Below are 25,171 nucleotides of genomic sequence, written 5' to 3' on the forward strand. Positions count from 1 at the left end.
TCGCGTACTGAGAACCGCTCCGTCGCCGGCCGGGGGCTTGGGCTATGATCGCCCGCACATCGCCGCGCGCGATGCGCCCGCCTCAAGCCAGCAGCAGGAACCGCCGTGAACTCCCAGCCCGCACCGATCACCGCCCTCAACCACACGCTCGACAACGAGCCGCAGCAGATCACCGCGCCGCTGACCCACTCGGCCGCGTTCCTGGTGTTGAAGGTGAAGGACGATGCCGATTCCATCGCCAAGGTGCGCGAGGTGCTGGCCAGTACCGACGACCTGATCAAGAACACCGCCATCCGCGAGATCGAACGCACCTTCACCTGCAACGTGGCCATCGGCCATCGCGTGTGGCAGTCGCTGGTGGGCAGCACGCCGCCGCGCGAACTGAAGCCGTTCCGCGAGATCAAGGGCGCCACCCACACTGCGGTCTCCACGCCGGGCGACCTGCTGTACCACATCCGTGCACGCACGATGGACCTGATCGTGGCGTTCGAGCGCAACCTGCTGATGGCCTTCGGCGATGCGGTGGAAACCGTTGATGACGTGGCCGGTTTCCGCTATTTCGATGGCCGTGACCTGCTCGACTTCGTCGACGGCACCGCCAACCCGGAAGGGCTGTCACTGCCGGAAGCCACCATCGTGGGTGACGAGGACCCGGACCACGCGGGTGGCAGTTACGTGGTGGTGCAGAAGTACCTGCACAACCTCGATGCCTGGCGCGCGCAGAAGACCGAAGCCCAGGAGGCGATCATCGGCCGCACCAAGCACGACAACATCGAGCTGGACGACGCGCCGGCCGATGCGCAGAAGTCGCACAAGACGCTGTGCACGATCGAGGACGCCGACGGCGAGCACGAGATCCTGCGTGACAACATGCCGTTCGCCACGCCGGGCCGTGGCGAGTACGGCACCTACTTCATCGGCTACACGCGCCGCCTGTGGGTGATCGAGACGATGCTGGAGCGCATGTTCATCGGCAATCCCGCGCCGCTGCACGACCGTATCCTGGACTTCTCCACCGCCGTCACCGGTGTGACCTTCTTCGCGCCCGCGCGCAAGGTGCTGGCCGATCTGGGCGACTGATCGCGCGCGACCTGCCGTAGCCACGCATGGCGTGGCTCTACGGGTTGCCCTCCGCCATCCGCCTGTCATCTACGACACCGACCATGGCGCGCTGGATGGGAGCGCAGGAGGCAGGCGATGGCCAGGACAGGGAACAAGAGCGGCATACGGCGCTGGTGGCGTCCGCTGGCTGCGGTGTTCGGCGTGTTGGCACTGGGGAGTGCCAGCGTGTCCGCGCAGGACGCTCCTGCGCACTGGATGGCCTATGCCGCCGCCGTGGGCGGCCAGCTGCAGCAGCGCCTGCAACAGGAGCAGGACCCGCAGGCCCAGCGTGTGCTGGAATGGCTGCAGGCGCATCCTGACACGCCGGCCCCGTTGCCGGTCAGCGTGTGGATCGCCGCCGATGGCCGCATCTCGAAACTGGAGTTCGACAGCCTGGGCGACCGGCAGGTGGACGCCGATCTGCGCGCGGCGCTGCTGGCCGCACCCCTGCAGGCGCCACCGCCGGACATGCGCCAGCCGCTGCGGCTGGGCCTGGCGCTGGAGCCGAAGTAGAGCCACGCCATGCGTGGATGCGCCTGGTCACTGACCCTGGCCGACAGGCGCGCGCCAACCAAGGTTGGCGACTACCGATGGATTCGCTCTACCGGACGGCCACCTGCGGCTCACGCGCGGCTGCGCTCCACGCGCGCAGGCCAAACACGGCCAGGCCGAGGAAGAACACGTACAGCGCCGCGGTCACGTGCAGCGACTTGAACAGGTAGGCGCCCACATAGACCACGTCCACTGCGATCCACACCCACCAGCACGCCACGTGCCGGCGCGCCTGCCACCACTGGCCGACCAGGCTCAGCGCGGTCAGCATCGCGTCCAGCCACGGCAGCGCGGCATCGGTGAAGGTGTGCATGGCCGCGCCCAGCGCCACGCCGCCACACAGGCCGATGGCCAGGTCGCGCAGCAGCTTGCCGCGCGCCAGCGGCACGATGCGGATGCTGCCCTCGTCGGCGGCATGCTGGCGCCAGTTGAGCCAGCCGTAGACCAGGAAACCGCCGAAGGCGACCTGCAGCAGGGTGTCCGAGTACAGCTTGGCTTCGGCGAACACCAGCCCGTACAGGGTCACCGACAGCAGGCCCACCGGCCATGCCGACAGCCGGCGCCGGGCCATCAGCCAGACGCCGAGCACGCTGCACAGCGCGGCGGTCCACTCGAGCACGACCCCGTTCACAGCGCGAACGTCACCGACAGGCGCGCCTGTCGCGGTGCGCCGGGGAACAGGTAGTAGTCACCGCCGCTGCTGCCGGTATCACGCCAGTAGAAGCGGTTGAACACGTTGTCCACCGACAGGTTCCAGGTCACCGCGCGCTGGTGCAGGCGATGCTGGAAACGCAGGCCGGCATCGAACACCGAGTAGTCCGGTGCACGCACGCCGCCGTCGGCGCGGGCGACATTGGCACCGGCGTAGCGCCAGCCACCGGTCGCCTCCAGGCCCTGCACGAACGGCAGCGCGTAGGCCAGGTGCACGCTGGCGCGCACCTTCGGCACGTTCACCAGCTGATGGCCTTCATAGGCCGGCGTGCCGGTGCCGCGCGCGCGCGCCTGCAGCACGCTGGCACTGGCCACGATCTGCAGTGCATCGGTCAGCTGGCCGTTGGCGGTCAGTTCCAGGCCGGTGTGGGTCTGCGTGCCCTGTTCGACGAAGGTATAGCCAGCGTCGCTGTTGTCGGGCTGGGCGTACTGGTACGGCTGCGAAATGCGGAACACCGCCGCGCCCAGTGTCAACGCCTCGACCGGCACGTACTTCACGCCCACTTCCAGCTGCCGCGACTGTACCGACCGCAGGAAGGTATCGGCGTTGCTGGTCCAGAACGGCGCTTCCTGGCCCAGCGAAATACCGCGCACGTAACTGGCGTAGGCGTTGAGCTGGTCGGTCGCCTTCCACACCAGCGCGGTCTGCGGCAGGAAGCGCGACAGGCGGCTGTGCCGCTGTGGGGTGCCGCGCTTGTCGTACGCGCGTTCATCCAGGCGCACGAAGCGGCCACCGGCCAGCCACTGCCAGTCGTCACCGAAGCTCATCCGGTCCAGTGCGAAGAATGCGGTCTGGCGGCTGTCCAGGCGTCGCGCGGACGGACCCGGCATCTTCGGCGACGGCTCGAACACCGGCACCTGCGTGTCGTGGATGTTGCTGGTGCCGACGTACTCGTTGACGCTGGGGCGCTTGTCCACGGTGCGGCGGAAATAGTCGGCGCCGACAGTCAGCTGGTGGCCGACCGTGCCGGTCTCGAAGCGGCCGCGCAGCTCGGCACGCGCCTGCTGGTTGCGCCGGGTGTCGTCGGGGCTGCGGTAGTCGTAGATGTCGTAGTCGCCATTGGGGGCGAAGTAGTTGCCCGGCACACTTCCATCGGCGCACTGCGCGGCGTAATAGCAGCCGTAGGCGAAGGCGACGTTGTCATCGATCACCGAGCGGCTGTGGCCGACAGAGACGCGCGACTGCCACGCGTCGTTGAAGTCGTAGGTGTGCAGAGCGGTGATGTTGGTGCTGGCGATATCCACCGGGCGCTGCCACGGCTGGTAGCCGAGCAGATGCTCGCGGTCGACACCGCGCGGCAGGTCACGCGCGCCCAGCAGCTGGTAGCCGGACACCGAGCGCTGCGAGCTGGTCTGGTAGTTGGCATCCACTTCCAGCTTGCCGCGCTCGCCGATCAGCCAGTCGGCGGCCAGCGAGTAGAAGTTGCGGCGGCCATCGGCGTGCTCGACGTAGGAATTGCTGGAATCCCAGGCGGCGTTCAGGCGCAGGCCGAAGCGCGGGGTGATCCAGTGGCCGACATCGACGGCGACGTAGCGCGAGCCTTCCGAATCGGTGCCGAGCGTGGCGGTGCGCACTTCGGCCGGACGCTTGCCGATGTAGTTGATGATGCCACCTGGTGCCATCACGCCGGCGGCCAGGCCGGCTTCACCCTTGAGGATCTCCACCGCCTGCACGTTCTCCAGCGCCAGGCGCTGTTCGCCAGCGATGGACAGGCCGTTGAAGCGATAGCCGGTGGCGGCATCGAGCGCGAATCCGCGGATGGCGATGTTCTGGTAATAGCCCACGGGTGCATACGCATCACCCAGCGAGGCATCGTTGCTGGCCAGCTCGGACAGCGAACGCACCTGGCGGCGGTCGAGGTAGTCGCGCTCGAGCACGTTCACCGAAGCTGGCGTGTCCTTCCACGAACCGCCACCGAAGGCATTCACGCGTGAGGTATCCGCCTTCGGTTTGCCGGCCTGCACGCGCACCGCCGCCAGTTCGGTGGGCGAACGTTCGGCGCCGGTGGCAGCCGCATCGGCAGCAGCGTCGGCCTCGCTGGCATGCAGCGGCAGCGGCAGCGCGGCGCAGAGGGCGAGGGAGAGCAGGGTGGGGCGCAGGCAGCGGTTCATTCGGTTCGTCTTCGGACAACAAGGGAGACGAAGCGAAGGCGCGCAGGTGCACGGCCCATGACGGGGGTGTGGCTGCGGCTCAAAGCTCCCTACGCCGGTGCAAACCGGATCAGGTTCCAAGGGACTCTCTCAGCCTGGCAGATCCAGGCACCCCCGCTTCAGGTGACCATTTCACTACAAATGGTACGGATTTGCGAGCCGGTGGCGTTCATGCCGCGGTGTGCAGGGCCTGCAGCAGTGCCTGACCGGGTGGGCTGTGGAACCATGCCGGATGCCCCAGCATGAAGGGCTGCCAGGCCACGTCGGCGTTCGCGGTCGAGCCGGTGACACCTTCGAAGTACTCCACTTCGGACAGTGCGAAGTCGAAATGGACCATCGGCAGCAGGTCGGCCAGCAGGTGCACGCGCGCGGCCGACAGCGGCAGCACCTGCCGATAGCCATCGAGCAACGCCCGTGCGATGTCGATGCGTACCGCCTCCATGCCGCGCTTCAGTTCCAGCCACGCCACCGCGTTGCGCTCGATCGCGGTGGCGAGGTCGAACAGTGCGCTGGTGGGCGAGGCCAGGCCGAAATCCAGCACGGTGCTGACCTGGCCGTCGCGCCACAGCAGGTTGGATACGTGCCAGTCGTTGTGCGCCCATAGCCGCGGTTCGTCGCGCAGGCGCTCGGCCAGGCCGCTGTGCCACGGCAATACATCGCGGCGCAGCTGCGTTTCCCACGGGATGCGTGCGAGGTAGCGGGCCAGGCCGGGGCGTGTGGGCAGGTCCGCCTTGATCGCTGCAATCGGATCGTCGGCACGGATGAGATCGTCGCGCGCGACCAGCAGATGGGTACTGCGCTGGGGCGCGTGGTAGCTGGCCGCAGCGTGGTGCAGTCGCGCCAGCGCGCGACCGGCTTCGCGGGCCTGCACGACATCGGTCAGCAGCGACCACGACACTGCATCGCGGTACAGATCGTCGCCTACGCCAACGGCGTGCAGTTCAAAGGTCCACTCGCCGTGCTCGACGGCGGTATGGCCATCGGCGGCCGCCAGCACCTGCACCACGGGCACGCCTGCCGCCGCGAGATGCGCGATGAAGCGGTGCTCTTCTTCCAGGCAGGCCGCGCTGCGCACGCTGTGGTGATGGCGCTTGATGAACACCGCACCCTGCGCGCCGTCGACAATGGCGGCGGCCGACAGTGGCCGCGGGCTGTGCCAGCGCGGCTGGCTTTGCCCGTCAAGCTGCGGGTAGTGCGCGCGCAGCCAGCCGATGTCCCGTGCGCTGATCGGTGGCCAGTCGGCAGCGACCTCGTCGTTGTTGAGGCCCTGCACGCGGTGGGAGAAGGAAGTCATGCCGCAGCCCGAAAGGGGAAAGTCACATCCAAGGCTGCGCATTCAACGCCATGCCCGCGGCCAACGCAAACGGGCGGGTCATCGACCCGCCCGTCCCTGGACCCGCTCGCGGTGTGCCGTGCCGCCGCTTACCAGCCGCGATGACGGCCGCGATTGTTGTAGTAGCGGTTGTCGTAGTAGCGCTCGCGCTGCCAGCGGCGGTCGTCACCGCGGTCGTAGTAGCCGCTGCGGTAGTAGCCACGGTCGTATCGGCGGTCGTAGCGGTTGTCGTAGTAGCGGTTGTCGTAATAGCGACGGTCGCGGCGGTCGGAGGTGGTCAGGTTGCCGATCGCACCGCCGGCCACGGCGCCACCGACGGTGGCGGCGGGATCGCCATTGGAGAGCAGGTTGCCGGCCACGCCACCGACCACGGCGCCGACCAGGGTGCGCTTGTCCTTCCTCGACATCGCGCTGGCATCGCTGACCACGGCGACACCGGCCACCAGTGCCAAGGCCATCGCCAGACCACGGAAGCTGAGTGTGGAAGTACTGAGCATGTTCGTTCTCCTGTGAGGTGCATGCCACGCTGGGCAGGGAGGGCGCGGGGCGCCCCGGCTGCCGTGATGTCCACGCTGGCGTTCCAACATTGCCGGAACATTGCCTGGCGCACCGTGCGGCTTGCGCATTCATCTAGCGGTAGAAGGCATGAAGCAAGGCTGAAAGTGGACCCGGCCGCTCAGCCGGCAGTTGGGAAAGCGGCGGCGTGTGATCGGCCCTGCCCTTGTGCGGCAAGGCGTCCGCGGCCCGGCCCGGCATCGTCCGAGGCGCCGGGCGGGTCCGTCCCTGGCGGTATTCCTGCTGCTGGTGCAGCAGCATTGGCGCGCGGGTCATGCGCGCCGGAACTCAGATATTGCCGTCGCGCAGGTAATCGAACAGTTCCGCGTCGCCCTTCAGGCCCAGCTTGAGCATGGCATCGCCCTTCTGGCGGCTGATGGTGCTGACGCTCTTGTGCAGCTGCAGCGAGATTTCCTTTACGGTCATGCCGGTGCCGAGCAGCCGCAGCACCTCCACCTCACGGGGCGACAGCGGCTTGCCGTCGCCCTCGCGCATGCGCCAGCCGCCCGCGGCCTCGACCCGCTCGCGCAGGCTGCGGCTGATGTAGGCCTGGCCGCGGTAGACCGCCTGGATGGCCTGCGGTAGTTCGTCCATCGACGAGCTCTTGTCGACCAGGCCGAGCACACCGCTGTCGAGCACCATGCGCAGGATCGCCAGATTGTTGGAGACGCTCAGCATCAGCACCGGCAGCTCGGGATGACGACGGCGGATCATGCCGATCATGGCAAAGCCATCGGCCTGGGGGCTGCCGGGCATGGAGTAGTCGGTGACCAGCAGGTCGCAGGGCTGGCTGCCCAGCAGGGCCATCAATGCCTGTGCACTGTCGGCTTCGCCGACCACGCGGCCCACGCCGCTCGATTCGATGACGGCGCGGGTGCCGATACGGACCACAGGGTGGTCGTCTGCGATGATGATGCGCAAGCTCATGCTCTAGTATGACCACCGGGCAGGCCGGGCCGCGACCATCGCGATCCCTGGCAGCATTCTAGGAGATCGACGCCGATGCGTAGCTGGGCTGTTCGCGGGCTGGTCCTGCTGCTGGCCGTACTGGTGCTGCCAGCGGCCCTGGCGCAGGGCGTTCCAGGGCCGCTGCCGCTCAGCTCCCTGCAGCGTGAGTACCTCGCCGCCCATCCGAGCATCGTCGTGGGCCAGTATGACAGTGGCTGGCCGCCGTTCGAGTCCCTCCACGATGGCCAGCAGGTCGGCTTGGGTCCGGACTATCTGTCGCTTCTCGCCCGCCAGCTGGGCGTGGAGGTCGAGGCCCGTCGCTATCCGGACTGGACATCCGTGTTGGATGCGGCATGCCGTGGCGAGGTCGACGTGGTGATGAACGTCGGTCTCAGCGCCGACCGCACCCGTTGCATGGTCTACACGGCGGCCTATGGCGAAGCACCCCTGGCCCTGGTGGGCCGACCGGGCGACCTGCGTGCCTCCGACAATCCCGATCTGGATGGCTTGCGGGTGGTGATCGAGCAGGACTTCCTGACCGGTCCACAGGTGCGGGCACGGTTTCCGCGTGCCCGGCAGCTTGTCGCACACAGCTCGCTGGCGGCGCTCGAGATGGTCAGAGACGACAAAGCTGATGTCTATATCGGCAATACTTATGTCGCCACTGAACTGATCGCCGTCCACCATCTGCAGGGTGTGGTGCTGCTGCGACCCAGCGACCTGCCCCCCGAGCGGCTGCACTTCGGCGTTCCCACCAGCAAGCAGCCGCTGGCCGAAGCGCTGGACCTGGCCCTGGCCGCCACCAGCCAGGCCCAGCGCGATGCACTGGCAAGGCGCTGGTTGCCGCCACCGCAATGGTCGGCGTCGGCGCAGATGGCGCTGAGCCAGGCCGAAAAGCGGGTGCTGGAGCAGCCGCTGAAGATCGGCTTCGCCCCGAATGCGGCGCCGTTGTCGTTCACCGGCGAGGGGGGCGCGCCCAGCGGCCTGGCCAGCGAGTACCTGCATCGGCTGGTGCAGGCCGGTGCACACCTGCAGCCGGAGAGCAGCCACGACTGGTACGAGGTGCGCGAGAAGGCCCGCCGAGGCGAGCTGCAGGCGGTGATGGGCATCCCTGCCGATTCACGCTACCTGGGCCCGGAGTGGGTGTTCAGCCAACCCTTCATCAGTGTGCCGAACGTGATCGTCAGCCGTGCCGACAGCCCTGCCTTGCTGGGCCTGTCGGACCTGCAGGGAAAGCGCGTGCTGCTGTCCGATCCGGAGCGCGTGCGTGGCTACGTGCTGCAGCAGGCACCGCAGGCCAGGATCATGGCGGCACGCAGTGCCGAACAGGCGATGCAGCGTGTTCTTGATGGCGAAGCCGAGGCCTATGTAGGCAACCTGGCGCTGGTCAATCAACTGCTGCGAGGTCGTTTCCAGGGGCGCCTGCAGGTTGCTGCGCCGGCCGGTTTCAACGATCAGCTGGTGATGGCGGTGGAGCGCCGCCATGCCGCGCTGGCCACGACCTTCGACCGACTGCTGCTGCAGATGACACCCGGCGAGCACGAGGCACTGCGCGGTAACTGGCTGTCAGCCGAGCACCGCAACGGCATCGACTGGAAGCAGGTGATGCGCTGGGGATTCCCGCTGCTGCTGGTGCTGCTGACCGCCGTGCTGGTGCACGGCATCGGCTACTGGCGCCTGCGCCGCGAAGTGGCCGGGCGGCGTCACCTGGAACAGCGCCTGGCCGAAGTCACCGACAACCTCCCGGCGGTGGTCTACCAGGCACGCCGCGACGCCGATGGCACGCTCAGTTTCCCGTTCATCGCCGGCGATCTGCAGGCGCTGTTCGGAATCAGCCGACAACAGGCCGAGCAGGATGCGAAGGCCCTGCTGGAGCGCATCGAGGAGGACGATCGCGCGCGCATCCTGCAGGCGGTCGAGCAGGCTGCGCGCCAGTTCGCGCCGTTGATCCTGGAGTTCCGCCTGCGTGCCGAGGATAGCGGCGGGCGTTGGGTGCGCAGCCAGGCCCATCCCTATTCCGCTGAAGCCGGTGCCGTGACGTGGAGTGGCTACTGGGTGGATGTGAGCGAGGCGCGTGCACAGGCCGATGCGCTGGTGGCTGCGAAGGCCGAGGCCGAACAGGCGGCGGAGGCCAAGTCCCGCTTCCTGGCCACCATGAGCCATGAGATCCGCACGCCGATGAGCGGCGTGCTCGGCATGCTGGAAGTGCTGGCGCATTCACCACTGGACGCCGAGCAGCAACGCATTCTGGGCGTGATCGAGGATTCGGCGCAGATGCTGCGGCAGATTCTCGATGACATCCTCGACTACTCGCGGATTGAAGCCGGTGCACTGCGCCTGGAGCCGGTGCCGCAGCCTCTGCGGCCGCTGCTGGAAAGCGTTTGCCGCCTGCTCTCGGCCCAGGCCAGTGCACGCGGGCTGGCGCTGCACGTGCAGATTGATCCACAGCTGGCGCCGGCGCACGAAGTGGATGGCGTACGCCTGCGGCAGATCGTGTTCAACCTGCTCAGCAACGCCATCAAGTTCACCGCCCAGGGCGAGGTCCGCCTGCAGCTGGAGGTGCTGGGGCCGACCCACGAGGACGGCGCCCAGCCGCTGTGCCTGAGCGTCACCGACACCGGCATGGGCATCGCACCGGATCAGCTGCAGCATCTGTTCGCACCGTTCACCCAGGCCGGGGCCTACATCCAGCGCGACCACGGTGGTACCGGCCTGGGCCTGAGCATCAGCCAGCGCCTGGCGCAGATGATGGAGGGCGAGTTGACCCTGCACAGCACGCTGGGTGAGGGCACCCGTGCCGAAGTGCGGTTGTCGCTGGTGGAAGCGGGCAGTGGTGATGTCGAGGCCCTGGTGGCCGAGCAGGACCAGACCGCATTGCTGCCGGCCGCGCTGCGCGGCGCGCGCGTGCTGGTGATCGAGGATCACCCGACCAACCAGGCAATGATGGCCTGGCGATTGCAGCAGCTGGGCGTGCCGCACGTGATGGTCGGCGATGGCCAGCAGGGGCTGGATCGGCTGGCGGCGGAGAGTTTCGACCTGGTGATCACCGATTGCCGAATGCCGGTACTGGACGGGTTCGGCTTCACTCGCCTGCTGCGCGAACGCGAAGGCCGCACCGGCCAGCCACGGCTGACCGTGCTGGCATTGACCGCCAGCGTGCTGGACGACGATGCACGGCGCTGCCGCGAGGCCGGCATGGATGAGGTGCTGGCCAAGCCGCTGTCACTGGCCACGCTGCGTGCGGCGCTGCTGCGCTGGTTGCCGCAGGCACAGGGCCAGACGTTCGCCGAACCGGTGGCGGAAGCGGTGGCCGACGACGGCATGGCACTGCCCGATCTGGCCGCCCTGCAGCAGCGATTCGGCTCACGGGCGGTGGCCGAGCAGCTGCGCGACAGCCTGCTGCAGGCCAGCGAGGAGGATCTGGCGGCCGTGCAGCGCGCGCTGCAGGCCGGTGACCGCGCGGCGGCGGCGCTGCACCTGCATCGCCAGGCCGGCGGCCTCGGGGTGGTGGGGGCGGGCGCGCTGGCAGGCCAGGCCAATGCGCTGGTCGAGCGCCTGCAGGATGCAACCGAAACCGATCCGGCGCCGCTGTTCGCTGCGGTCGCGGCGTTCATGGCCCGGCTGCAGCAACAGCTGCAGCGGCTGGCTCACTGAGCCGGCTGCTGCTGCAGGTAGGCGATCACCAACGCGCGGCGTTCGGCGCTGGGGAAGGCGTTGTACATGCGCGTGCCGGGCACCAGCTGGGTAGGTGACTGCAGGAAGGCATCCAGGGTCTGCGCGGTCCAGGTGATGTCGGCGCGGCGCATGCCGTCGGAATAGCCGTAATCGGGCAGGCTGCCGGCACGGCGACCGATCACGCCATGCAGGTTCGGCCCGAAGCGATGGATGCCGCCAGGCTGCACGGTATGGCAACCGGCGCACAGTTCGAACGCGCGCTGCATGGCCTGCTGGTGGGCCTGTTCGGGCGTGGCCGGTGCGGCGGGCGGGCGCTGGCAGGCCGTGGCCGCCAGTGCCATGGCAACGATGGTGAGCAGGTTGAAGGCGCGCATGGGCGGGCAGGATAGCGGTGCGCGGAAACGACCGGGCTGCGACATGCAGTCGCAGCCCGTGGCGGTCACATGCCCGAGTAGTTCGGGCCGCCGCCGCCCTGCGGGGTCACCCAGACGATGTTCTGGGTCGGGTCCTTGATGTCGCAGGTCTTGCAGTGCACGCAGTTCTGCGCGTTGATCTGCAGCCGCGCGTTGTCGGCCTCGCCGACGAATTCGTACACGCCGGCCGGGCAGTAGCGTGCTTCCGGGCCGGCGTACTCGGCCAGGTTCACCTTCACCGGAATGCTGGCGTCCTTCAGCGTCAGGTGGCTGGGCTGGTTCTCGTCGTGGTTGGTGCTGCTCAGGAACACCGAGCTGAGGCGGTCGAAGGTCAGCACGCCATCCGGCTTCGGGTAGGCGATGCGGGTGTGCTTGGCCGCCGGCTCCAGGCAGGCGTGGTCCGGGGTGCTGTGGCGCAGGGTCCACGGCGGGTTGCGCACGCCGAGCTTGGGCAGCAGCCACTGCTCGATGCCGGTCATCAGCGTGGCCACGGTCTGGCCCTTCTTGAACCACTGCTTGAAGTTCTTGGCCTGCTGCAGTTCGGTGAACAGCCAGCTGGCTTCGAACGCCTTCGGGTAGGCGTCCAGTTCATCGTGCTGGCGGTCGGCAGCCAGCGCGTCGAAGGCCGCATCGGCGCACAACATGCCGGTCTTGATCGCGGCGTGGCTGCCCTTGATGCGGCTGACGTTGAGGTAGCCGGCCTCGCAGCCGACCAGTGCGCCACCGGGGAACACCGTCTTCGGCAGCGACATCAGGCCACCGGCGGTGATGGCGCGCGCGCCGTAACCGATGCGGGTGCCACCTTCCAGGTGCTTGCGGATGGACGGGTGGGTCTTGAAGCGCTGGAATTCCTCGAACGGGCTCAGCCACGGGTTCTTGTAGTCCAGGCCGACCACGTAGCCGATGGCGACCTTGCCGCCGTCGGCGTGGTACAGGAATGCGCCGCCATAGGTGTCGTTGTCCAGCGGCCAGCCGGCGGCGTGCACCACCAGGCCCGGCTCATGCCTGGCCGGGTCGATCTGCCACAGCTCCTTGATGCCGATGCCGTAGGCCTGCGGGTCCTTGCCTTCGTCCAGCTTGTAACGGGCGATCAGCTGGCGGCCGAGGTGGCCACGCGCACCTTCGGCGAAGATCGTGTACTTCGCCTGCAGGGCCATGCCGCGCTCGAAAGCCGGGCCGATGCTGCCGTCCTTTTCGATGCCCATGTCGCCGGTGGCCACGCCGATCACTTCACCGTTGTCGCCATACAGCACCTCAGCGGCGGCGAAGCCCGGGAAGATCGCCACTTCCAGCGCCTCGGCCTGCTGCGCCAGCCAACGGGTCACTTCGCCGAGGCTGATGATGTAGTTGCCTTCGTTGTGGAAGCACTCCGGCAGCAGCGCGTTGGGCGTGCTGCGCGCGCCGGTTTCGCTGAGGAACAGGAATTCGTCGCGGGTGACCTTCTGCTTCAGCGGCGCGCCGCGCTCGGCCCAGTCCGGGAACAGCTCGGTCAGTGCACGCGGGTCCATCACCGCGCCGGACAGCACATGCGCGCCCGGCTCGGAGCCCTTCTCCAGCACGCAGACCGACAGGTCGCGACCGGCTTCGATCGCGCGCTGGCGCAGGCGGATCGCGGTGGCCAGGCCGGCGGGGCCGGCGCCGACGATCACCACGTCGAACTCCATTACTTCACGCGGGGGCAGGGCGTTGGCTTCAGCGCTCATCGATTGCATGACTCGTGGGTAGGGCCGGCATCGGGGCCACCGGCGGTGCCTGGAAATCGCGCGTGCAGCCACGAGCGAAACGGTTGTTTGAATGTGTCAGGGTACCGGGACGCGCGTGATCGAGCTAGATCGCCGATGTTCACATCCCGATTGCTGCATTGCAGCGTAGGGCCGCCGCTCTGGTGGGTGCCAACCTTGGCCGGCACGCTTTGCCCGGATGATCGACAATGGCCCGGTCCTGACTGCGCGTGAGTGCCATGGCTTTGCATCCGTACGATCTGTTCGATGTCCGTTCCCTGCTCAACGAGGAAGAGCGCGCGGTGCAGGAAAGCGTCGCCCGCTTCACCAACGAGCGGGTGCTGCCGATCATCGGCGATGCCTTCGACCAGGCACGCTTCCCCGCCGAACTGGTGCCGGAGATCGCCGCGCTGGGCCTGCTCGGCGCCACCCTGCCGGCCGAGTACGGCGGTGGCGACCTCGGTGCGGTCAGCTACGGCCTGATCTGCCAGGAGCTGGAGCGCGGCGACTCCGGCCTGCGCAGCTTCGTTTCGGTGCAGAGCTCGCTGTGCATGTACCCGATCTACGCCTATGGCAGCGAGGAACAGCGCCAGCAGTGGCTGCCGGCGATGGCGCGCGGCGAGCTGATCGGCTGCTTCGGCCTGACCGAGGCGCACGGCGGTTCCGATCCGGGCAGCATGAAGACCCGCGCAGTGCGCGACGGCAGTGACTGGCGGATCAGCGGCAGCAAGATGTGGATCACCAGCGGCCCGGTGGCCGACCTGGCCATCGTCTGGGCGCAGACCGAGGACGGCATCCAGGGCTTCGTGCTGGAGAAGGGCATGGCCGGCTTCACCACCCAGGAAATCAAGCACAAGATGAGCCTGCGCGCGTCGCTGACCGGTGCGCTGTTCTTCGACGACGTGCGCGTGCCCGACAGCCATCGCCTGCCGAACGTGAAGGGCTTGAAGGGGCCGCTGGGCTGCCTGACCCAGGCCCGCTTCGGCATCAGCTGGGGCCCGATCGGCGCGGCCATCGCCTGCCTGGATGAAGCGCTGGGCTATGCCAAGGAACGCGTGCTGTTCGGGCGCCCGTTGGCGGCCACGCAGAGCGCACAGATCAAGCTGGCCGAGATGGCCCGCCGCATCACCACCGCGCAGCTGCTGGCATTGCAGCTGGGGCGGTTGAAGGAAGCGGGCCAGCTGCAGCCGCAGCAGGTCAGCCTGGCCAAGTGGAACAACTGCCGCATGGCGATTGATATCGCCCGCGAGTGTCGCGATCTGCTCGGCGGCGCGGGTATCACCACCGAGCACGTGGCGATCCGCCACGCGCTGAACCTGGAATCGGTGATCACCTATGAAGGCACCGAGACCGTGCACCAGCTGGTGATCGGCCGCGAACTGACCGGCATCAACGCGTTCTGAAATCGGGTTGTGGTGGGTGCCAACCCTGGTTGGCACATTCCTTCAGCGCCCGGCCAGGCATTTGTGCGGACCAAGGTCCGCACCCACCAAGTGCGGTTCACACCCACCAGGAGCGGTCTGCACCCACCAGGAGCAGTTCAAACCCACCCAAGGCGCTTACGCCCCGCCAGCAAACCCGTGCTGCCGCCACGCTTCGTACATCACCACGGCGACGGTGTTGGAAAGATTGAGGCTGCGGTTGTCCGGCCGCATCGGCAGGCGCAGGCGGGCGCCATCGGGCAGGGCATCGAGCACGTCCTGCGGCAGGCCGCGGCTTTCCGGCCCGAACAGGAACGCATCGCCATCTTCAAAGGCCACGCTGTCATAACGCACGCTGGCCCGGGTACTCAGGGCGAACAGCCGCTTGGGCGCGATCCGCGCCAGCGCGGTGTCCAGGTCCGGGTGCACCTGCAGGCGCGAGTACTCGTGGTAGTCCAGCCCGGCGCGCTTGAGCTGCTTGTCTTCCAGTGCGAAGCCGAGCGGCTCGACCAGGTGCAGCTGCGCGCCGGTGTTGGCGCAGAGCCGGATCACATTGCCCGTGTTGGGCGGGATTTCCGGTTGGAACAGGATCACGTGGAACTGGGGCGCGGCATTCATCGGCGCAGTGTACCTGCGACGGCCGCCGCCTTTACGGCGCACGCCCTGCACGGGGCAGGGCGGCACCGGTTACGGGCGCAGCAGGACCTGGGCGGTTTCGGTGGCCAGGGCCTGCAGGTCGGCCGCGCTCGGGCGCACCTGCAGGGCCGGCAGGTTGACGATGACCGAGTGGGCGACGCTGGTAGCGGCGGCGGCCAGCGTGGCGGCGTAGCGCTGGGCTTCCAGTTCGGCTGCCAGGGCGACGCGCTGCTCCAGGCTGGGGCGCACTTCCACCGAGGCCAGCGTGGTGATCGGCATCGTGGCGGCGACCGGAGTGGCGGCGTAGCCGTTGCGCTCGGCCAGCTGGTCGGCGCTCGGGCGCACCTCCACGGTGGCCAGGGTCGGGATGCCGCTGGCCTGTTCCCAAGCCTGCTGGGCCAGCTGGTCGGCGGCCGGGCGGACCTGCACGGTGGACAGGGTCTTGATGGATTCGGAGGCCTGCACCGACGAAACAACCGCGGTGCCGGCAATCAGGGCGATGGCGATGGCAATGGTCTTGGCGTTCATGACGGGGCCTGTTTAGTGTTGGTGATCAGTGGTGTGGTAGTAAGGTAGTACACCAATTCTGGGCTTGCAAGGAAAATTTTCGATTTCCTGCATTTGTTCAGTCTTCAGTCATCTTGCGTCTGAAGCCCTTCCTGGCGCAGGAAGTACCAAGCAATCCGCGTGCCAACTTTTAGTTATTGATTTGAAAGGCTTTTTCCAATCTGAAATGTGTCCGCTGGGCGGACACCTGTCCATTCGATGGGCGACGGACACTGTCCGGACGCGGGCTGCCGCCGCATGTGACCTGTCAGAAGGCCGCAGTGAGGGGCCGAAATGGCGCATCAGGGCAAACACCCCCAGTGACTGGCGACCGATTCCTGCCGCTGCGTGCGCACGCTAGGATCGGGGTTCACCTACGTGACCAAGGATCCGGATATGTCTCTCGCCCTTCGCCCGCGCGCTGCACTGCTGGCTGTCGCCCTCAGCACCGCCCTGGGCACGCTTGCGCCCACCCCTGTGCTGGCCGCCAAGCCGGCTGCCCCGGCCAAGGTCGATATCCCGTATGAGCAGTTCACCCTGCCCAACGGCCTGCGCGTGATCGTGCATACCGATCGCAAGGCGCCGATCGTCGCGGTCAACGTCTGGTACCACGTGGGCAGCAAGGACGAGCCAGCCGGCCGCACCGGCTTCGCGCACCTGTTCGAGCATCTGATGTTCCAGGGCAGCGAGAACCATGACGGCGAATTCTTCGAGCCGTTCAAGCAGGTCGGTGCCACCAACCAGAACGGCACCACCAACACCGACCGCACCAACTACTTCGAGAACGTGCCGACCACCGCGCTGGACATGGCGCTGTGGATGGAATCGGACCGCATGGGCCACCTGGTCGGTGCGATCGACCAGGCGGCGCTGGACGAGCAGCGTGGCGTGGTGCAGAACGAGAAGCGACAGGGTGAGAACCAGCCGTACGGCCAGGCCTGGGACCAGATCAACAAGGCGCTGTACCCGGTCGGCCACCCGTACCACCACGGCGTGATCGGTTCGATGAACGATCTCAACGCGGCTTCGCTGGACGACGTGAAGACCTGGTTCCGCACCTGGTACGGCCCGAACAACGCGGTGCTGGTGCTGGCCGGTGACATCGACCTGGCCACCGCCAAGGAGAAGGTCGCCAAGTACTTCGGCAGCATCCCGGCCGGCCCGAGCATGGCGCAGCCGGCGGTGAACGTGGCCAAGCGCAGTGCCGACAGCCGCGAGACGATGACCGACAAGGTGCCGCAGGCACGCATCTACCGCGCCTGGAACGTGCCGCAGGTCGGCACCACCGATATCGATCAGCTGCAGCTGTTCGCGCAGGTGTTGGGGGGTGCCAAGTCCTCGCGCCTGAGCCAGCGCCTGCAGCACCAGGACAAGCTGGTGGACAGCATCGGTTCGGGCCTGTCGACCTCGCAGCTGGGCTCCAACTTCGTGATCGTGGCAACCGTGAAGCAGGGCCAGGACCCGGCCAAGGTCGAGAGGATCATCGATGAGGAACTGGACCGGCTGATCAAGCAGGGTCCGACCGCGGCCGAACTTGAACGCGCCAAGACCGGCGCCCGCGCCGGCTTCATCCGCGGCATCGAGCGCATCGGTGGTTTTGGCGGCAAGGCCGACGCGCTGGCCGAGTGCGCCGTGTTCACCGGCGACCCGGGCTGCTTCCGCACTTCGCTGGCCAACATCGACAAGGCCACGGCCGCCGATCTGAGCCGTCTGGGCGCGCAGTGGCTGGACAAGGGCAGCCACACCCTGGTGATCGAGCCGGGTGAGCGCGTGGCGTTGAAGGAAGAACCGAGCCAGACGCCGAAGCCGTTCACCGTGCCGGCGGTGGACCCGAAGTACAGCACCCTGCCCGAGCAGGTGGACCGCAAGGCCGGCGTGCCGCAGACCCGAGAGTTCCCGCAGCTGAAGTTCCCGGCGCTGCAGCGCGCCACGCTGAAGAACGGCACCCAGGTGATCCTGGCCGAACGCCACGAGATTCCGGTGGTGCAGTTCAGCTACCAGTTCCCGGGCGGCTTCAGCGCCGACCAGGGCCGCAAGCCGGGCACCGCCAACTTCACCATGAGCCTGATGACCGAAGGCGCCGGCAAGCTGGGGTCGCTGGCCTTCGCCGATGCTGCCGACGCACTGGGCGCCAGCCTGGATGCCTCGGCCGGCCTGGATTCGATGAGCGTGGACCTGTCCGCGCTGAAGGAGAACCTGGCACCGTCGCTGGCGCTGTACCGCGACCTGCTGCGCGAGCCGCGCTTCGAGCAGGGCGAGATCGACCGGGTGCGCGCCACCTGGATCGCCGGCATCCAGCAGGAGAAGGTCAACCCGGGTGCGGTGGCGATGCGCGTGCTGCCGCCGTTGCTGTACGGCAAGGGCCACCCGTACGCCATTCCGTTCACCGGCAGCGGTGATGAAGCGGCCATCAACGGCCTGACCCGCGAAGACCTGGTCGACTTCCACCACGACTGGCTGCGCCCGCAGAACGGCACCCTGATCGTGGTCGGTGACACCACGCTGGCCGAGATCGTGCCGCTGCTGGACAAGCAGCTGGGCGACTGGAAGGCCAGTGGCGATGCCCCGCAGGTGAAGGCCGCCACCGACGTCGCGCTGCCGAAGGGCCCGCGCGTGTTCCTGATCGACCAGCCGGGTGCGGTGCAGGCCAACCTGTTCGCCGGCCAGGTGGTGGCGCCGTCCAGCGCCACCAGCTCGACCCGCTTCGACATCGCCAACGGCGTGATCGGTGGTGACTTCACCTCGCGCCTGAACATGAACCTGCGCGAGGACAAGCACTGGTCATACGGTGCGCGCAGCAGCGCGGTCAATTCGGTGGGCCAGCGTCCGTGGATGGCCAGTGCGCCGGTGCAGATCGACAAGACCGGCCCGGCGATGGCGGAGATGCGCAAGGAAATCGCCGCGTTCGCCGATGGCAGCAAGCCGGCCACCGCCGCCGAGGTCAACCGCATCCGCAACATCCAGACCCTGAGCCTGCCCGGTGCCTACGAGACCGCCAGCGCGGTGGCGTCGACGATCGGTTCGATCGTGCAGTTCAAGCGCCCGGACGACTATGTGCTGCGTCGCAAGGCCGAAATCGAGGCGATGACCCCGGCGCAGGTGCAGCAGGCCGCCGCCGAGATCAAGCCGCAGGCGCTGACCTGGGTGGTGGTGGGTGACCTCAAGCAGACCGAAGCGGCCGTGCGCGCGCTGAACCTGGGCGAGGTGACGGTGATCGACGCCGAAGGCAACCCGGTCAAGAAGTAAGGGATGCGCCTGCCCGCCACGGCGGGCAGGCCTGCCCCGGTAGTGCCGGCCGCTGGCCGGCACCCCCGTGGCCCATGACCCGAGGGCCCCGCTCGCCGGGCTACCCCCGATTCAGGCTGTTCAGGCAGAATCCCCCCATACCCTTCCAGGATCTGCCCATGCGCGTTCTGCTGCTTTCCTCCCTGCTGCTCACCGTCACCGCCTGCACCTGGGTGCCGATCGAACCGGCCGGCAAGGCGACCCGCGTGCTGCCGGCAGGCCCGGTTCCGGCCGGCTGCATCGCCAAGGGCGAGGTGGTGGTCACTGTGAAGAGCAAGGTCGGCTTCTACAACCGTAACCCGCTGCGCGTGCAGGAAGAGCTGGAAACCCTGGCCCGCAACGAGGCCCCGAGTGCCGGCGCCAACGCCGTGCAGGCCGCCGCCGCTCCGGCTGATGGCAGCCAGCGCTTCGCCGCATTCCAGTGCCCGCCGCGCTGAACGCTTCACCATACGGGCAAGGCTGAATTCGTAAAGATGCGGTGAAAGCCCGGGAGTTATAGAATAGCGCCCCCTTTTGCCTGAGCCTTGGCGCTAACCTCGATGCTCTTCAAGAATGTCTCGATCGCCGGCCTGGCACACGTCGACGCGCCGCATACGCTGACGACCAAGGAAATCAACGAGCGGCTGCAGCCGACGCTGGATCGCCTGGGTATCCGCACCGATGTGCTCGGCGACATCGCCGGCATCCACGCGCGCCGCCTGTGGGACAACGGCGTGCTGGCCTCCGATGCGGCCACCATGGCCGGCCGCAAGGCGCTGGAAGACGCGGGCATCACCGCGACCCAGGTCGGCCTGCTGGTCAACACCTCGGTCAGCCGCGATTACCTGGAGCCGTCCACGGCGTCGATCGTCTCGGGCAACCTGGGCGTCAGCGACGAGTGCATGACCTTCGACGTCGCCAATGCCTGCCTGGCCTTCATCAACGGCATGGATATCGCCGCGCGCATGATCGAGCGCGGTGACATCGACTACGCGCTGGTGGTGGACGGCGAGACCGCCAACCTGGTGTACGAGAAGACCCTGGAGCGCATGACCGCCCCGGACGTCACCGCCGACGACTTCCGCAACGAACTGGCCGCGCTGACCACCGGTTCCGGCGCCGCCGCGATGGTGATGGCGCGCTCGGAGCTGGTGCCGGACGCCCCGCGCTACAAGGGCGGCGTGACCCGCTCGGCCACCGAGTGGAACCAGCTGTGCCTGGGCAACCTGGACCGCATGGTCACCGATACCCGCCTGCTGCTGATCGAAGGCATCAAGCTGGCACAGAAGACCTTCACCGCCGCCAAGATCGCCTTGGGCTGGGCCGTGGAAGAGCTGGACCAGTTCGTGATCCACCAGGTCAGCCAGCCGCACACCGCGGCGTTCATCAAGAACTTCGGCATCGACCCGAAGAAGGTCATGACCATCTTCGGCGAGCACGGCAACATCGGTCCGGCCTCGGTGCCGATCGTGCTGAGCAAGCTCAAGCAGCTGGGCAAGCTGAAGAAGGGCGATCGCATCGCGCTTCTGGGCATCGGCTCGGGGCTGAACTGCTCGATGGCTGAAGTGGTCTGGTAAGCAGCCCGCTGCCCGACCTCCTGTAGAGCCGAGCCATGCTCGGCTCACGCGCGCAGCGCGGCTCTTCCGCAGCGGACCGGAGAGCAGCCGAACATCGGCTCGGCTCTATACCGCGCCGCGATTCTCCCTAGGTGCTCCGCATGCGCGATCTTCCCGGTTACCCCGCCCACCCGCAGCGTTTCGACGTGCGCCCCGGCCTGTCGATGAACTATCTCGACGAAGGCCCGCGCGACGGCGAGGTGGTGGTGATGGTGCACGGCAATCCGTCGTGGAGCTATTACTGGCGCACGCTGGTGGCCGGCCTGTCGGACAAATACCGCTGCATCGTGCCGGACCACATCGGCATGGGCCTGTCGGACAAGCCGGACGACAGCCGCTACGAATACACCCTGCAGTCGCGCGTGGACGACCTCGATGCGCTGCTGAAGCACCTGGGCATCACCGGCCCGGTGACCCTCGCCGTGCACGACTGGGGCGGCATGATCGGTTTCGGCTGGGCGCTGTCGCACCACGACCAGGTGAAGCGCCTGGTCGTGCTCAACACCGCCGCGTTTCCGATGCCGGCGGCGAAGAAGATGCCGTGGCAGATCGCGCTGGGCCGCCACTGGAAGATCGGTGAGTGGATCATCCGCACCTTCAATGCCTTCTCGTCCGGCGCCTCGTGGCTGGGCGTGGAACGGAAGATGCCGGCCGACGTGCGCCGTGCCTATGTGTCGCCGTACAACAGCTACGCCAACCGCATCAGCACCATCCGCTTCATGCAGGACATCCCGCTGTCACCGGCCGACAAGGCCTGGTCGCTGCTGGAGCGCGCTGGCAAGGCGCTGCCGTCCTTCGCCGACCGCCCGGCCTTCCTCGGCTGGGGCCTGCGCGACTTCGTGTTCGACCATCATTTCCTGAAGGGCTTCCAGGCGGCGCTGCCGCAGGCCCAGGTGCATGCCTTCGAGGACGCCGGCCATTACGTGCTGGAAGACAAGCACGAGGTGCTGGTGCCGGAGATTCGCGCGTTCCTCGACAAAAACCCGATCTGATCGGTTCCCGGGTCGGATCCCGGTAGTACCGGCCGCTGGCCGGCAAGCGCGCAATGCGTGCCGGGTTCATGAGGTTGCCGGCCAGTGGCCGGCACTGCCACTACCCCTACGCCGCGACCGGTGCCTGCGGTGGCGAGGACGGGCTGTTGCCGTTGTCGTCCGGATGGCCGTCATCGTTGCCGGCCTCATCGCGCCAGCGCCAGTCGGCCAGCGTCAGCGGATCCAGGCCATAGGCGATGCGCGCCTTGTCGCACTGCGGGCTGGCCTTGCCGTACTCCCACGACGCATCCACCTCGCGGCACACGCTGGGCCGGTTGGGGTGGATGGTGCAGCGTGAATACACGCCGATCTGCGCGTCCAGCGCCACGCAGCGCACCGGCTTGGAGTGGGTGCCGCGCATGCACAGGCGGTGCGGGTCGAGCACCTCGGTGAGCTGGTGCGGCACGCCGCCGGGAGTGACCTCGTCCGATTCCATCCAGTGGAAGGCCACGCGGTACTGGGTGCAGCAGGCGCCGCAGGTCATGCAGGGATGTTGCATGGGCAAGCCGCCTCGGGCGGCAGTCGGAATCAGGAACGAGGGTGCGGATTTTCCACGAAGTGGGCCGCCGCGCAAGAAATTCCGTAAGCGGCGACAATGAACGGATGAACGGACCCTGCAACATTGCGGCCCGCCTGCCTGAACTGGCTCGCGAACGCCCTGACCAGATCGCCATCCGCTGCCCCGGCCGCCGCGGTGCCGGCAATGGCATGGCGGCCTATGACGTGACCCTGGACTACCGCCAGCTGGACGCGCGCAGCGATGCCATGGCGGCCGGCCTGGCCGGCTACGGCATTGGCCGCGGCGTGCGCACGGTGGTGATGGTGCGGCCGTCGCCGGAGTTCTTCCTGTTGATGTTCGCCCTGTTCAAGCTGGGCGCGGTGCCGGTGCTGGTCGACCCCGGCATCGACAGGCGTGCGCTGAAGCAATGCCTGGACGAGGCGCAGCCGGAGGCCTTCATCGGCATCCCGCTGGCGCATGTGGCGCGGCTGGCGCTGCGCTGGGCGCCGTCGGCCACCCGCCTGGTCACTGTCGGCCGCCGCCTCGGCTGGGGTGGAACCACCCTGGCCGCACTCGAGCGCGCAGGCGCCAATGGTGGGCCGATGCTGGCCGGCACCGATGGCGAGGAGATGGCGGCGATCCTGTTCACCAGCGGTTCCACCGGCGTGCCCAAGGGCGTGGTCTATCGTCACCGCCACTTCGTCGGCCAGATCCAGCTGCTGGGCAGCGCGTTCGGCATGGAAGCCGGTGGGGTGGACCTGCCGACCTTCCCGCCCTTTGCGCTGTTCGATCCGGCGCTGGGCCTGACCTCGGTGATCCCGGACATGGACCCGACGCGGCCGGCACAGGCCGATCCGGCACGATTGCACGACGCCATCCAGCGCTTCGGCGTGACCCAGCTGTTCGGCTCGCCGGCCCTCATGCGCGTGCTGGCCAGGCATGGCCGCCCGCTGCCGACCGTGACCCGGGTGACCTCGGCCGGTGCGCCGGTGCCGCCGGACGTAGTGGCCACCATCCGCCGCCTGCTGCCGGCCGATGCGCAGTTCTGGACGCCGTATGGCGCCACCGAGTGCCTGCCGGTGGCCGTGGTTGAAGGCCGCGAGCTGGAGCGCACCCGTGCCGCCACCGAAGCGGGCGCCGGCACCTGCGTGGGCAGCGTGGTGGAGCCGAACGAGGTGCGCATCATCGCCATCGATGATGCCCCGCTGCCGGACTGGGGTCAGGCACGCGTGCTGGCCACCGGCGAGGTGGGCGAGATCACCGTGGCCGGGCCGACCACCACCGACAGCTATTTCAACCGCCCGCAGGCCACCGCGTCGGCGAAGATCAGCGAAACCCTGGCCGACGGCAGCATCCGCATCGTGCACCGCATGGGCGACGTGGGGTACTTCGATGCGCAGGGCCGCCTGTGGTTCTGCGGGCGCAAGACGCAGCGCGTGGAAACCGCACGCGGGCCGCTGTACACCGAGCAGGTCGAGCCGGTGTTCAACACCGTCGCCGGCGTGGCGCGCAGTGCGCTGGTCGGCGTTGGCGCGGCCGGTGTGCAGGTACCGGTGCTGTGCGTGGAACTGCAGCGTGGCCAGTCCGACAGCCCGGCACTGCAGGAAGCGTTGCGCGCTCACGCAGCAGCCCGCGTGCCTGAGGCCGGCCTGCAGCATTTCCTGGTGCATCCGGCGTTCCCCGTCGATATCCGTCACAACGCCAAGATCGGCCGCGAGAAGCTCGCCGTCTGGGCCAGCGCCGAACTGGAGAAGCGCGCATGAAGATCCTGGTCACCGGTGGGGGTGGTTTCCTTGGCCAGGCGCTGTGCCGTGGGCTGGTCGAACGTGGCCACCAGGTGCTGGCGTTCAACCGCAGCCACTACCCGGAACTGCAGGCGATGGGCGTGGGCCAGATCCGTGGCGACCTGGCTGATGCGCAGGCGGTGCTGCATGCGGTGGCCGGCGTCGATGCGGTGTTCCACAACGGCGCCAAGGCCGGCGCCTGGGGCAGCTATGACAGCTACCACCAGGCCAACGTGGTCGGCACCGACAACGTCATTGCCGCGTGCCGCGCCCATGGCATCAGCCGGCTGGTCTACACCTCCACGCCCAGCGTGACTCATCGCGCGACCCACCCGGTGGAAGGCCTGGGCGCCGACGAGGTGCCGTACGGCGAAGATTTCCAGGCCCCGTATGCGGCGACCAAGGCGATTGCCGAACAACGCGTGCTGGCGGCCAATGATGCGACGCTGGCGACGGTAGCGCTGCGCCCGCGCCTGATCTGGGGGCCCGGCGACCAGCAGCTGGTGCCGCGCCTGGCCGAGCGCGCGCGGCAGGGTCGCCTGCGCCTGGTCGGCGACGGCAACAACAAGGTCGATACCACCTACATCGACAACGCCGCGCTGGCACACTTCCTCGCCTTCGAAGCCCTGGCACCGGGCGCGGCCTGCGCCGGCAGGGCGTACTTCATCTCCAACGGCGAACCACTGCCGATGCGCGAGCTGGTCAACAAGCTGCTGGCCGCCGTGGGTGCGCCGACGGTGGACAAGGCGATCAGCTTCAGGACCGCCTATCGCATCGGCGCGGTCTGCGAGCGGCTGTGGCCGTTGCTGCGCCTGCGTGGCGAACCGCCGTTGACCCGTTTCCTGGCCGAGCAGCTGTGTACGCCGCACTGGTACAGCATGGAGCCGGCACGGCGCGATTTCGGCTACGTGCCGCAGGTCAGCATCGAGGAAGGCCTGCGCAGGCTGAAGGCTTCATCTGCCGCATAGATCGCCATCACCGGTTGCACACCGCCAGATCGGGAGGATGGACCCACGCCATCCAACGGCCCGGACATCTGCGAGGAGCGCCATGCTGCATTACGCCGTCATTTTCTTTGTCATCGCCATCATCGCCGCCGTGCTCGGTTTCTCCGGCATTGCCGGTGCTGCCAGCAACATCGCCTGGATCCTGTTTGTTGTGTTCCTGGTACTGGCGGTGATCTCGATGTTCCGCAAGCGCGGGTAGAAGACCGC

General features: G+C 68.0%; 21 protein-coding genes and 1 riboswitch. Of the genes, 11 read left to right on the forward strand and 10 right to left on the reverse strand.

Features of this window, described 5'->3' with window-relative positions; all coding sequences use genetic code 11:
- The first annotated feature begins 105 nt into the window (after positions 1 to 105).
- On the forward strand, positions 106 to 1,080 hold the full coding sequence (locus AC5P7U_RS06685; protein WP_004153564.1) for a Dyp-type peroxidase: 975 nt from the start codon (positions 106 to 108) through the stop codon (positions 1,078 to 1,080).
- A 117-nt stretch (positions 1,081 to 1,197) separates the two neighbouring features.
- The gene (locus AC5P7U_RS06690; RefSeq protein WP_197564124.1) at positions 1,198 to 1,614 is read left to right on the forward strand and encodes a hypothetical protein; all 417 of its coding nucleotides are present in this window, start codon (positions 1,198 to 1,200) and stop codon (positions 1,612 to 1,614) included.
- Positions 1,615 to 1,702: 88 nt separating this feature from the next.
- On the opposite strand, the gene pnuC is transcribed toward AC5P7U_RS06690, so the two are convergent.
- The 5 genes from pnuC to AC5P7U_RS06715 all read right to left on the reverse strand — a co-directional run bounded on the left by pnuC (position 1,703) and on the right by AC5P7U_RS06715 (position 7,330).
- A complete protein-coding gene (gene pnuC / locus AC5P7U_RS06695; RefSeq protein ID WP_197564125.1) occupies positions 1,703 to 2,272 on the reverse strand; it encodes a nicotinamide riboside transporter PnuC in 570 nt (189 codons plus the stop codon).
- 8 nt (positions 2,273 to 2,280) lie between these two features.
- A complete protein-coding gene (locus AC5P7U_RS06700) occupies positions 2,281 to 4,476 on the reverse strand; it encodes a TonB-dependent receptor (protein ID WP_197564126.1) in 2,196 nt (731 codons plus the stop codon).
- 69 nt (positions 4,477 to 4,545) lie between these two features.
- A riboswitch (TPP riboswitch) is annotated at positions 4,546 to 4,641 on the reverse strand.
- A gap of 43 nt (positions 4,642 to 4,684) precedes the next feature.
- Positions 4,685 to 5,809, reverse strand: a complete 1,125-nt coding sequence (locus tag AC5P7U_RS06705; protein ID WP_197564127.1) for a phosphotransferase enzyme family protein — start codon at positions 5,807 to 5,809, stop codon at positions 4,685 to 4,687.
- Positions 5,810 to 5,937: 128 nt separating this feature from the next.
- On the reverse strand, positions 5,938 to 6,345 hold the full coding sequence (locus AC5P7U_RS06710; protein ID WP_197564128.1) for a glycine zipper 2TM domain-containing protein: 408 nt from the start codon (positions 6,343 to 6,345) through the stop codon (positions 5,938 to 5,940).
- Positions 6,346 to 6,691: 346 nt separating this feature from the next.
- Positions 6,692 to 7,330 carry a response regulator gene (locus AC5P7U_RS06715; protein ID WP_008268795.1) on the reverse strand — a complete coding sequence of 213 codons (639 nt, stop codon included), beginning with the start codon at positions 7,328 to 7,330 and terminating at the stop codon, positions 6,692 to 6,694.
- Between the two features lie 75 nt (positions 7,331 to 7,405).
- Between AC5P7U_RS06715 and AC5P7U_RS06720 the strand changes: the two genes are divergently transcribed.
- Positions 7,406 to 11,005 carry an ATP-binding protein gene (locus AC5P7U_RS06720; RefSeq protein WP_495220900.1) on the forward strand — a complete coding sequence of 1,200 codons (3,600 nt, stop codon included), beginning with the start codon at positions 7,406 to 7,408 and terminating at the stop codon, positions 11,003 to 11,005.
- Here the strand turns inward: AC5P7U_RS06720 and AC5P7U_RS06725 are convergent.
- Both AC5P7U_RS06725 and AC5P7U_RS06730 read right to left on the reverse strand, forming a co-directional pair.
- On the reverse strand, positions 10,999 to 11,400 hold the full coding sequence (locus tag AC5P7U_RS06725) for a c-type cytochrome (protein ID WP_197564130.1): 402 nt from the start codon (positions 11,398 to 11,400) through the stop codon (positions 10,999 to 11,001). The genes AC5P7U_RS06720 and AC5P7U_RS06725 overlap by 7 nt on opposite strands.
- 65 nt (positions 11,401 to 11,465) lie before the next feature.
- Complete coding sequence (locus AC5P7U_RS06730) at positions 11,466 to 13,142, reverse strand: electron transfer flavoprotein-ubiquinone oxidoreductase (protein ID WP_197564131.1); 1,677 nt, start codon at positions 13,140 to 13,142, stop codon at positions 11,466 to 11,468.
- A 257-nt stretch (positions 13,143 to 13,399) separates the two neighbouring features.
- On the opposite strand from AC5P7U_RS06730, the gene AC5P7U_RS06735 reads away from it, so the two are divergent.
- Positions 13,400 to 14,563, forward strand: a complete 1,164-nt coding sequence (locus AC5P7U_RS06735; protein WP_004153579.1) for an acyl-CoA dehydrogenase family protein — start codon at positions 13,400 to 13,402, stop codon at positions 14,561 to 14,563.
- 156 nt (positions 14,564 to 14,719) lie between these two features.
- On the opposite strand, the gene AC5P7U_RS06740 is transcribed toward AC5P7U_RS06735, so the two are convergent.
- Positions 14,720 to 15,199, reverse strand: a complete 480-nt coding sequence (locus AC5P7U_RS06740; RefSeq protein WP_004153580.1) for a tRNA (cytidine(34)-2'-O)-methyltransferase — start codon at positions 15,197 to 15,199, stop codon at positions 14,720 to 14,722.
- Between the two features lie 69 nt (positions 15,200 to 15,268).
- Positions 15,269 to 15,745, reverse strand: a complete 477-nt coding sequence (locus AC5P7U_RS06745) for an XAC0231 family protein (protein WP_197564132.1) — start codon at positions 15,743 to 15,745, stop codon at positions 15,269 to 15,271.
- A 414-nt stretch (positions 15,746 to 16,159) separates the two neighbouring features.
- Here AC5P7U_RS06745 and AC5P7U_RS06750 point away from each other — a divergent pair, with 414 nt between their 5' ends.
- The 4 genes from AC5P7U_RS06750 to AC5P7U_RS06765 all read left to right on the forward strand — a co-directional run bounded on the left by AC5P7U_RS06750 (position 16,160) and on the right by AC5P7U_RS06765 (position 21,635).
- Positions 16,160 to 19,009 (forward strand): M16 family metallopeptidase, encoded by a 2,850-nt coding sequence (locus tag AC5P7U_RS06750; RefSeq protein ID WP_004153582.1) that lies wholly within the window; start codon positions 16,160 to 16,162, stop codon positions 19,007 to 19,009.
- Between the two features lie 158 nt (positions 19,010 to 19,167).
- Positions 19,168 to 19,485, forward strand: a complete 318-nt coding sequence (locus AC5P7U_RS06755; RefSeq protein WP_005407628.1) for a DUF4156 domain-containing protein — start codon at positions 19,168 to 19,170, stop codon at positions 19,483 to 19,485.
- A gap of 102 nt (positions 19,486 to 19,587) precedes the next feature.
- On the forward strand, positions 19,588 to 20,604 hold the full coding sequence (locus AC5P7U_RS06760) for a 3-oxoacyl-ACP synthase III (RefSeq protein WP_004153587.1): 1,017 nt from the start codon (positions 19,588 to 19,590) through the stop codon (positions 20,602 to 20,604).
- A gap of 140 nt (positions 20,605 to 20,744) precedes the next feature.
- Entirely contained in the window at positions 20,745 to 21,635 is an 891-nt protein-coding gene (locus AC5P7U_RS06765) for an alpha/beta fold hydrolase (protein WP_004153589.1), read from the forward strand.
- 106 nt (positions 21,636 to 21,741) lie between these two features.
- Here AC5P7U_RS06765 and AC5P7U_RS06770 read toward each other — a convergent pair whose 3' ends face one another.
- Positions 21,742 to 22,173 (reverse strand): YkgJ family cysteine cluster protein, encoded by a 432-nt coding sequence (locus tag AC5P7U_RS06770; protein ID WP_049458121.1) that lies wholly within the window; start codon positions 22,171 to 22,173, stop codon positions 21,742 to 21,744.
- A 104-nt stretch (positions 22,174 to 22,277) separates the two neighbouring features.
- Here AC5P7U_RS06770 and oleC point away from each other — a divergent pair, with 104 nt between their 5' ends.
- From oleC to AC5P7U_RS06785, 3 genes are all read left to right on the forward strand, one after another.
- Positions 22,278 to 23,936 carry an olefin beta-lactone synthetase gene (gene oleC, locus AC5P7U_RS06775; RefSeq protein ID WP_308309575.1) on the forward strand — a complete coding sequence of 553 codons (1,659 nt, stop codon included), beginning with the start codon at positions 22,278 to 22,280 and terminating at the stop codon, positions 23,934 to 23,936.
- Positions 23,933 to 24,925 carry a 2-alkyl-3-oxoalkanoate reductase gene (gene oleD, locus AC5P7U_RS06780; protein ID WP_197565070.1) on the forward strand — a complete coding sequence of 331 codons (993 nt, stop codon included), beginning with the start codon at positions 23,933 to 23,935 and terminating at the stop codon, positions 24,923 to 24,925. Before oleC ends, oleD begins: the two co-directional genes overlap by 4 nt.
- An 82-nt stretch (positions 24,926 to 25,007) precedes the next feature.
- The gene (locus AC5P7U_RS06785; RefSeq protein WP_004153593.1) at positions 25,008 to 25,163 is read left to right on the forward strand and encodes a DUF1328 domain-containing protein; all 156 of its coding nucleotides are present in this window, start codon (positions 25,008 to 25,010) and stop codon (positions 25,161 to 25,163) included.
- Positions 25,164 to 25,171 lie beyond the last annotated feature (8 nt).

The organism is Stenotrophomonas sp. YJH_SMC_57, from assembly GCF_059369755.1.

Excerpts from the sequence above, each read along its gene's own strand:
- AC5P7U_RS06690 (WP_197564124.1), top strand. The coding sequence starts at position 1,198 with ATGGCCAGGACAGGGAACAAGAGCGGCATACGGCGCTGGTGGCGTCCG.
- AC5P7U_RS06700 (WP_197564126.1), bottom strand. The coding sequence starts at position 4,476 with ATGAACCGCTGCCTGCGCCCCACCCTGCTCTCCCTCGCCCTCTGCGCC.
- AC5P7U_RS06705 (WP_197564127.1), bottom strand. The coding sequence starts at position 5,809 with ATGACTTCCTTCTCCCACCGCGTGCAGGGCCTCAACAACGACGAGGTC.
- AC5P7U_RS06710 (WP_197564128.1), bottom strand. The coding sequence starts at position 6,345 with ATGCTCAGTACTTCCACACTCAGCTTCCGTGGTCTGGCGATGGCCTTG.
- AC5P7U_RS06715 (WP_008268795.1), bottom strand. The coding sequence starts at position 7,330 with ATGAGCTTGCGCATCATCATCGCAGACGACCACCCTGTGGTCCGTATC.
- AC5P7U_RS06720 (WP_495220900.1), top strand. The coding sequence starts at position 7,406 with ATGCGTAGCTGGGCTGTTCGCGGGCTGGTCCTGCTGCTGGCCGTACTG.
- AC5P7U_RS06725 (WP_197564130.1), bottom strand. The coding sequence starts at position 11,400 with ATGCGCGCCTTCAACCTGCTCACCATCGTTGCCATGGCACTGGCGGCC.
- AC5P7U_RS06730 (WP_197564131.1), bottom strand. The coding sequence starts at position 13,142 with ATGAGCGCTGAAGCCAACGCCCTGCCCCCGCGTGAAGTAATGGAGTTC.
- AC5P7U_RS06735 (WP_004153579.1), top strand. The coding sequence starts at position 13,400 with ATGGCTTTGCATCCGTACGATCTGTTCGATGTCCGTTCCCTGCTCAAC.
- AC5P7U_RS06740 (WP_004153580.1), bottom strand. The coding sequence starts at position 15,199 with ATGAATGCCGCGCCCCAGTTCCACGTGATCCTGTTCCAACCGGAAATC.
- AC5P7U_RS06745 (WP_197564132.1), bottom strand. The coding sequence starts at position 15,745 with ATGAACGCCAAGACCATTGCCATCGCCATCGCCCTGATTGCCGGCACC.
- AC5P7U_RS06750 (WP_004153582.1), top strand. The coding sequence starts at position 16,160 with ATGTCTCTCGCCCTTCGCCCGCGCGCTGCACTGCTGGCTGTCGCCCTC.
- AC5P7U_RS06755 (WP_005407628.1), top strand. The coding sequence starts at position 19,168 with ATGCGCGTTCTGCTGCTTTCCTCCCTGCTGCTCACCGTCACCGCCTGC.
- AC5P7U_RS06760 (WP_004153587.1), top strand. The coding sequence starts at position 19,588 with ATGCTCTTCAAGAATGTCTCGATCGCCGGCCTGGCACACGTCGACGCG.
- AC5P7U_RS06765 (WP_004153589.1), top strand. The coding sequence starts at position 20,745 with ATGCGCGATCTTCCCGGTTACCCCGCCCACCCGCAGCGTTTCGACGTG.
- AC5P7U_RS06770 (WP_049458121.1), bottom strand. The coding sequence starts at position 22,173 with ATGCAACATCCCTGCATGACCTGCGGCGCCTGCTGCACCCAGTACCGC.
- oleC (WP_308309575.1), top strand. The coding sequence starts at position 22,278 with ATGAACGGACCCTGCAACATTGCGGCCCGCCTGCCTGAACTGGCTCGC.
- oleD (WP_197565070.1), top strand. The coding sequence starts at position 23,933 with ATGAAGATCCTGGTCACCGGTGGGGGTGGTTTCCTTGGCCAGGCGCTG.
- AC5P7U_RS06785 (WP_004153593.1), top strand. The coding sequence starts at position 25,008 with ATGCTGCATTACGCCGTCATTTTCTTTGTCATCGCCATCATCGCCGCC.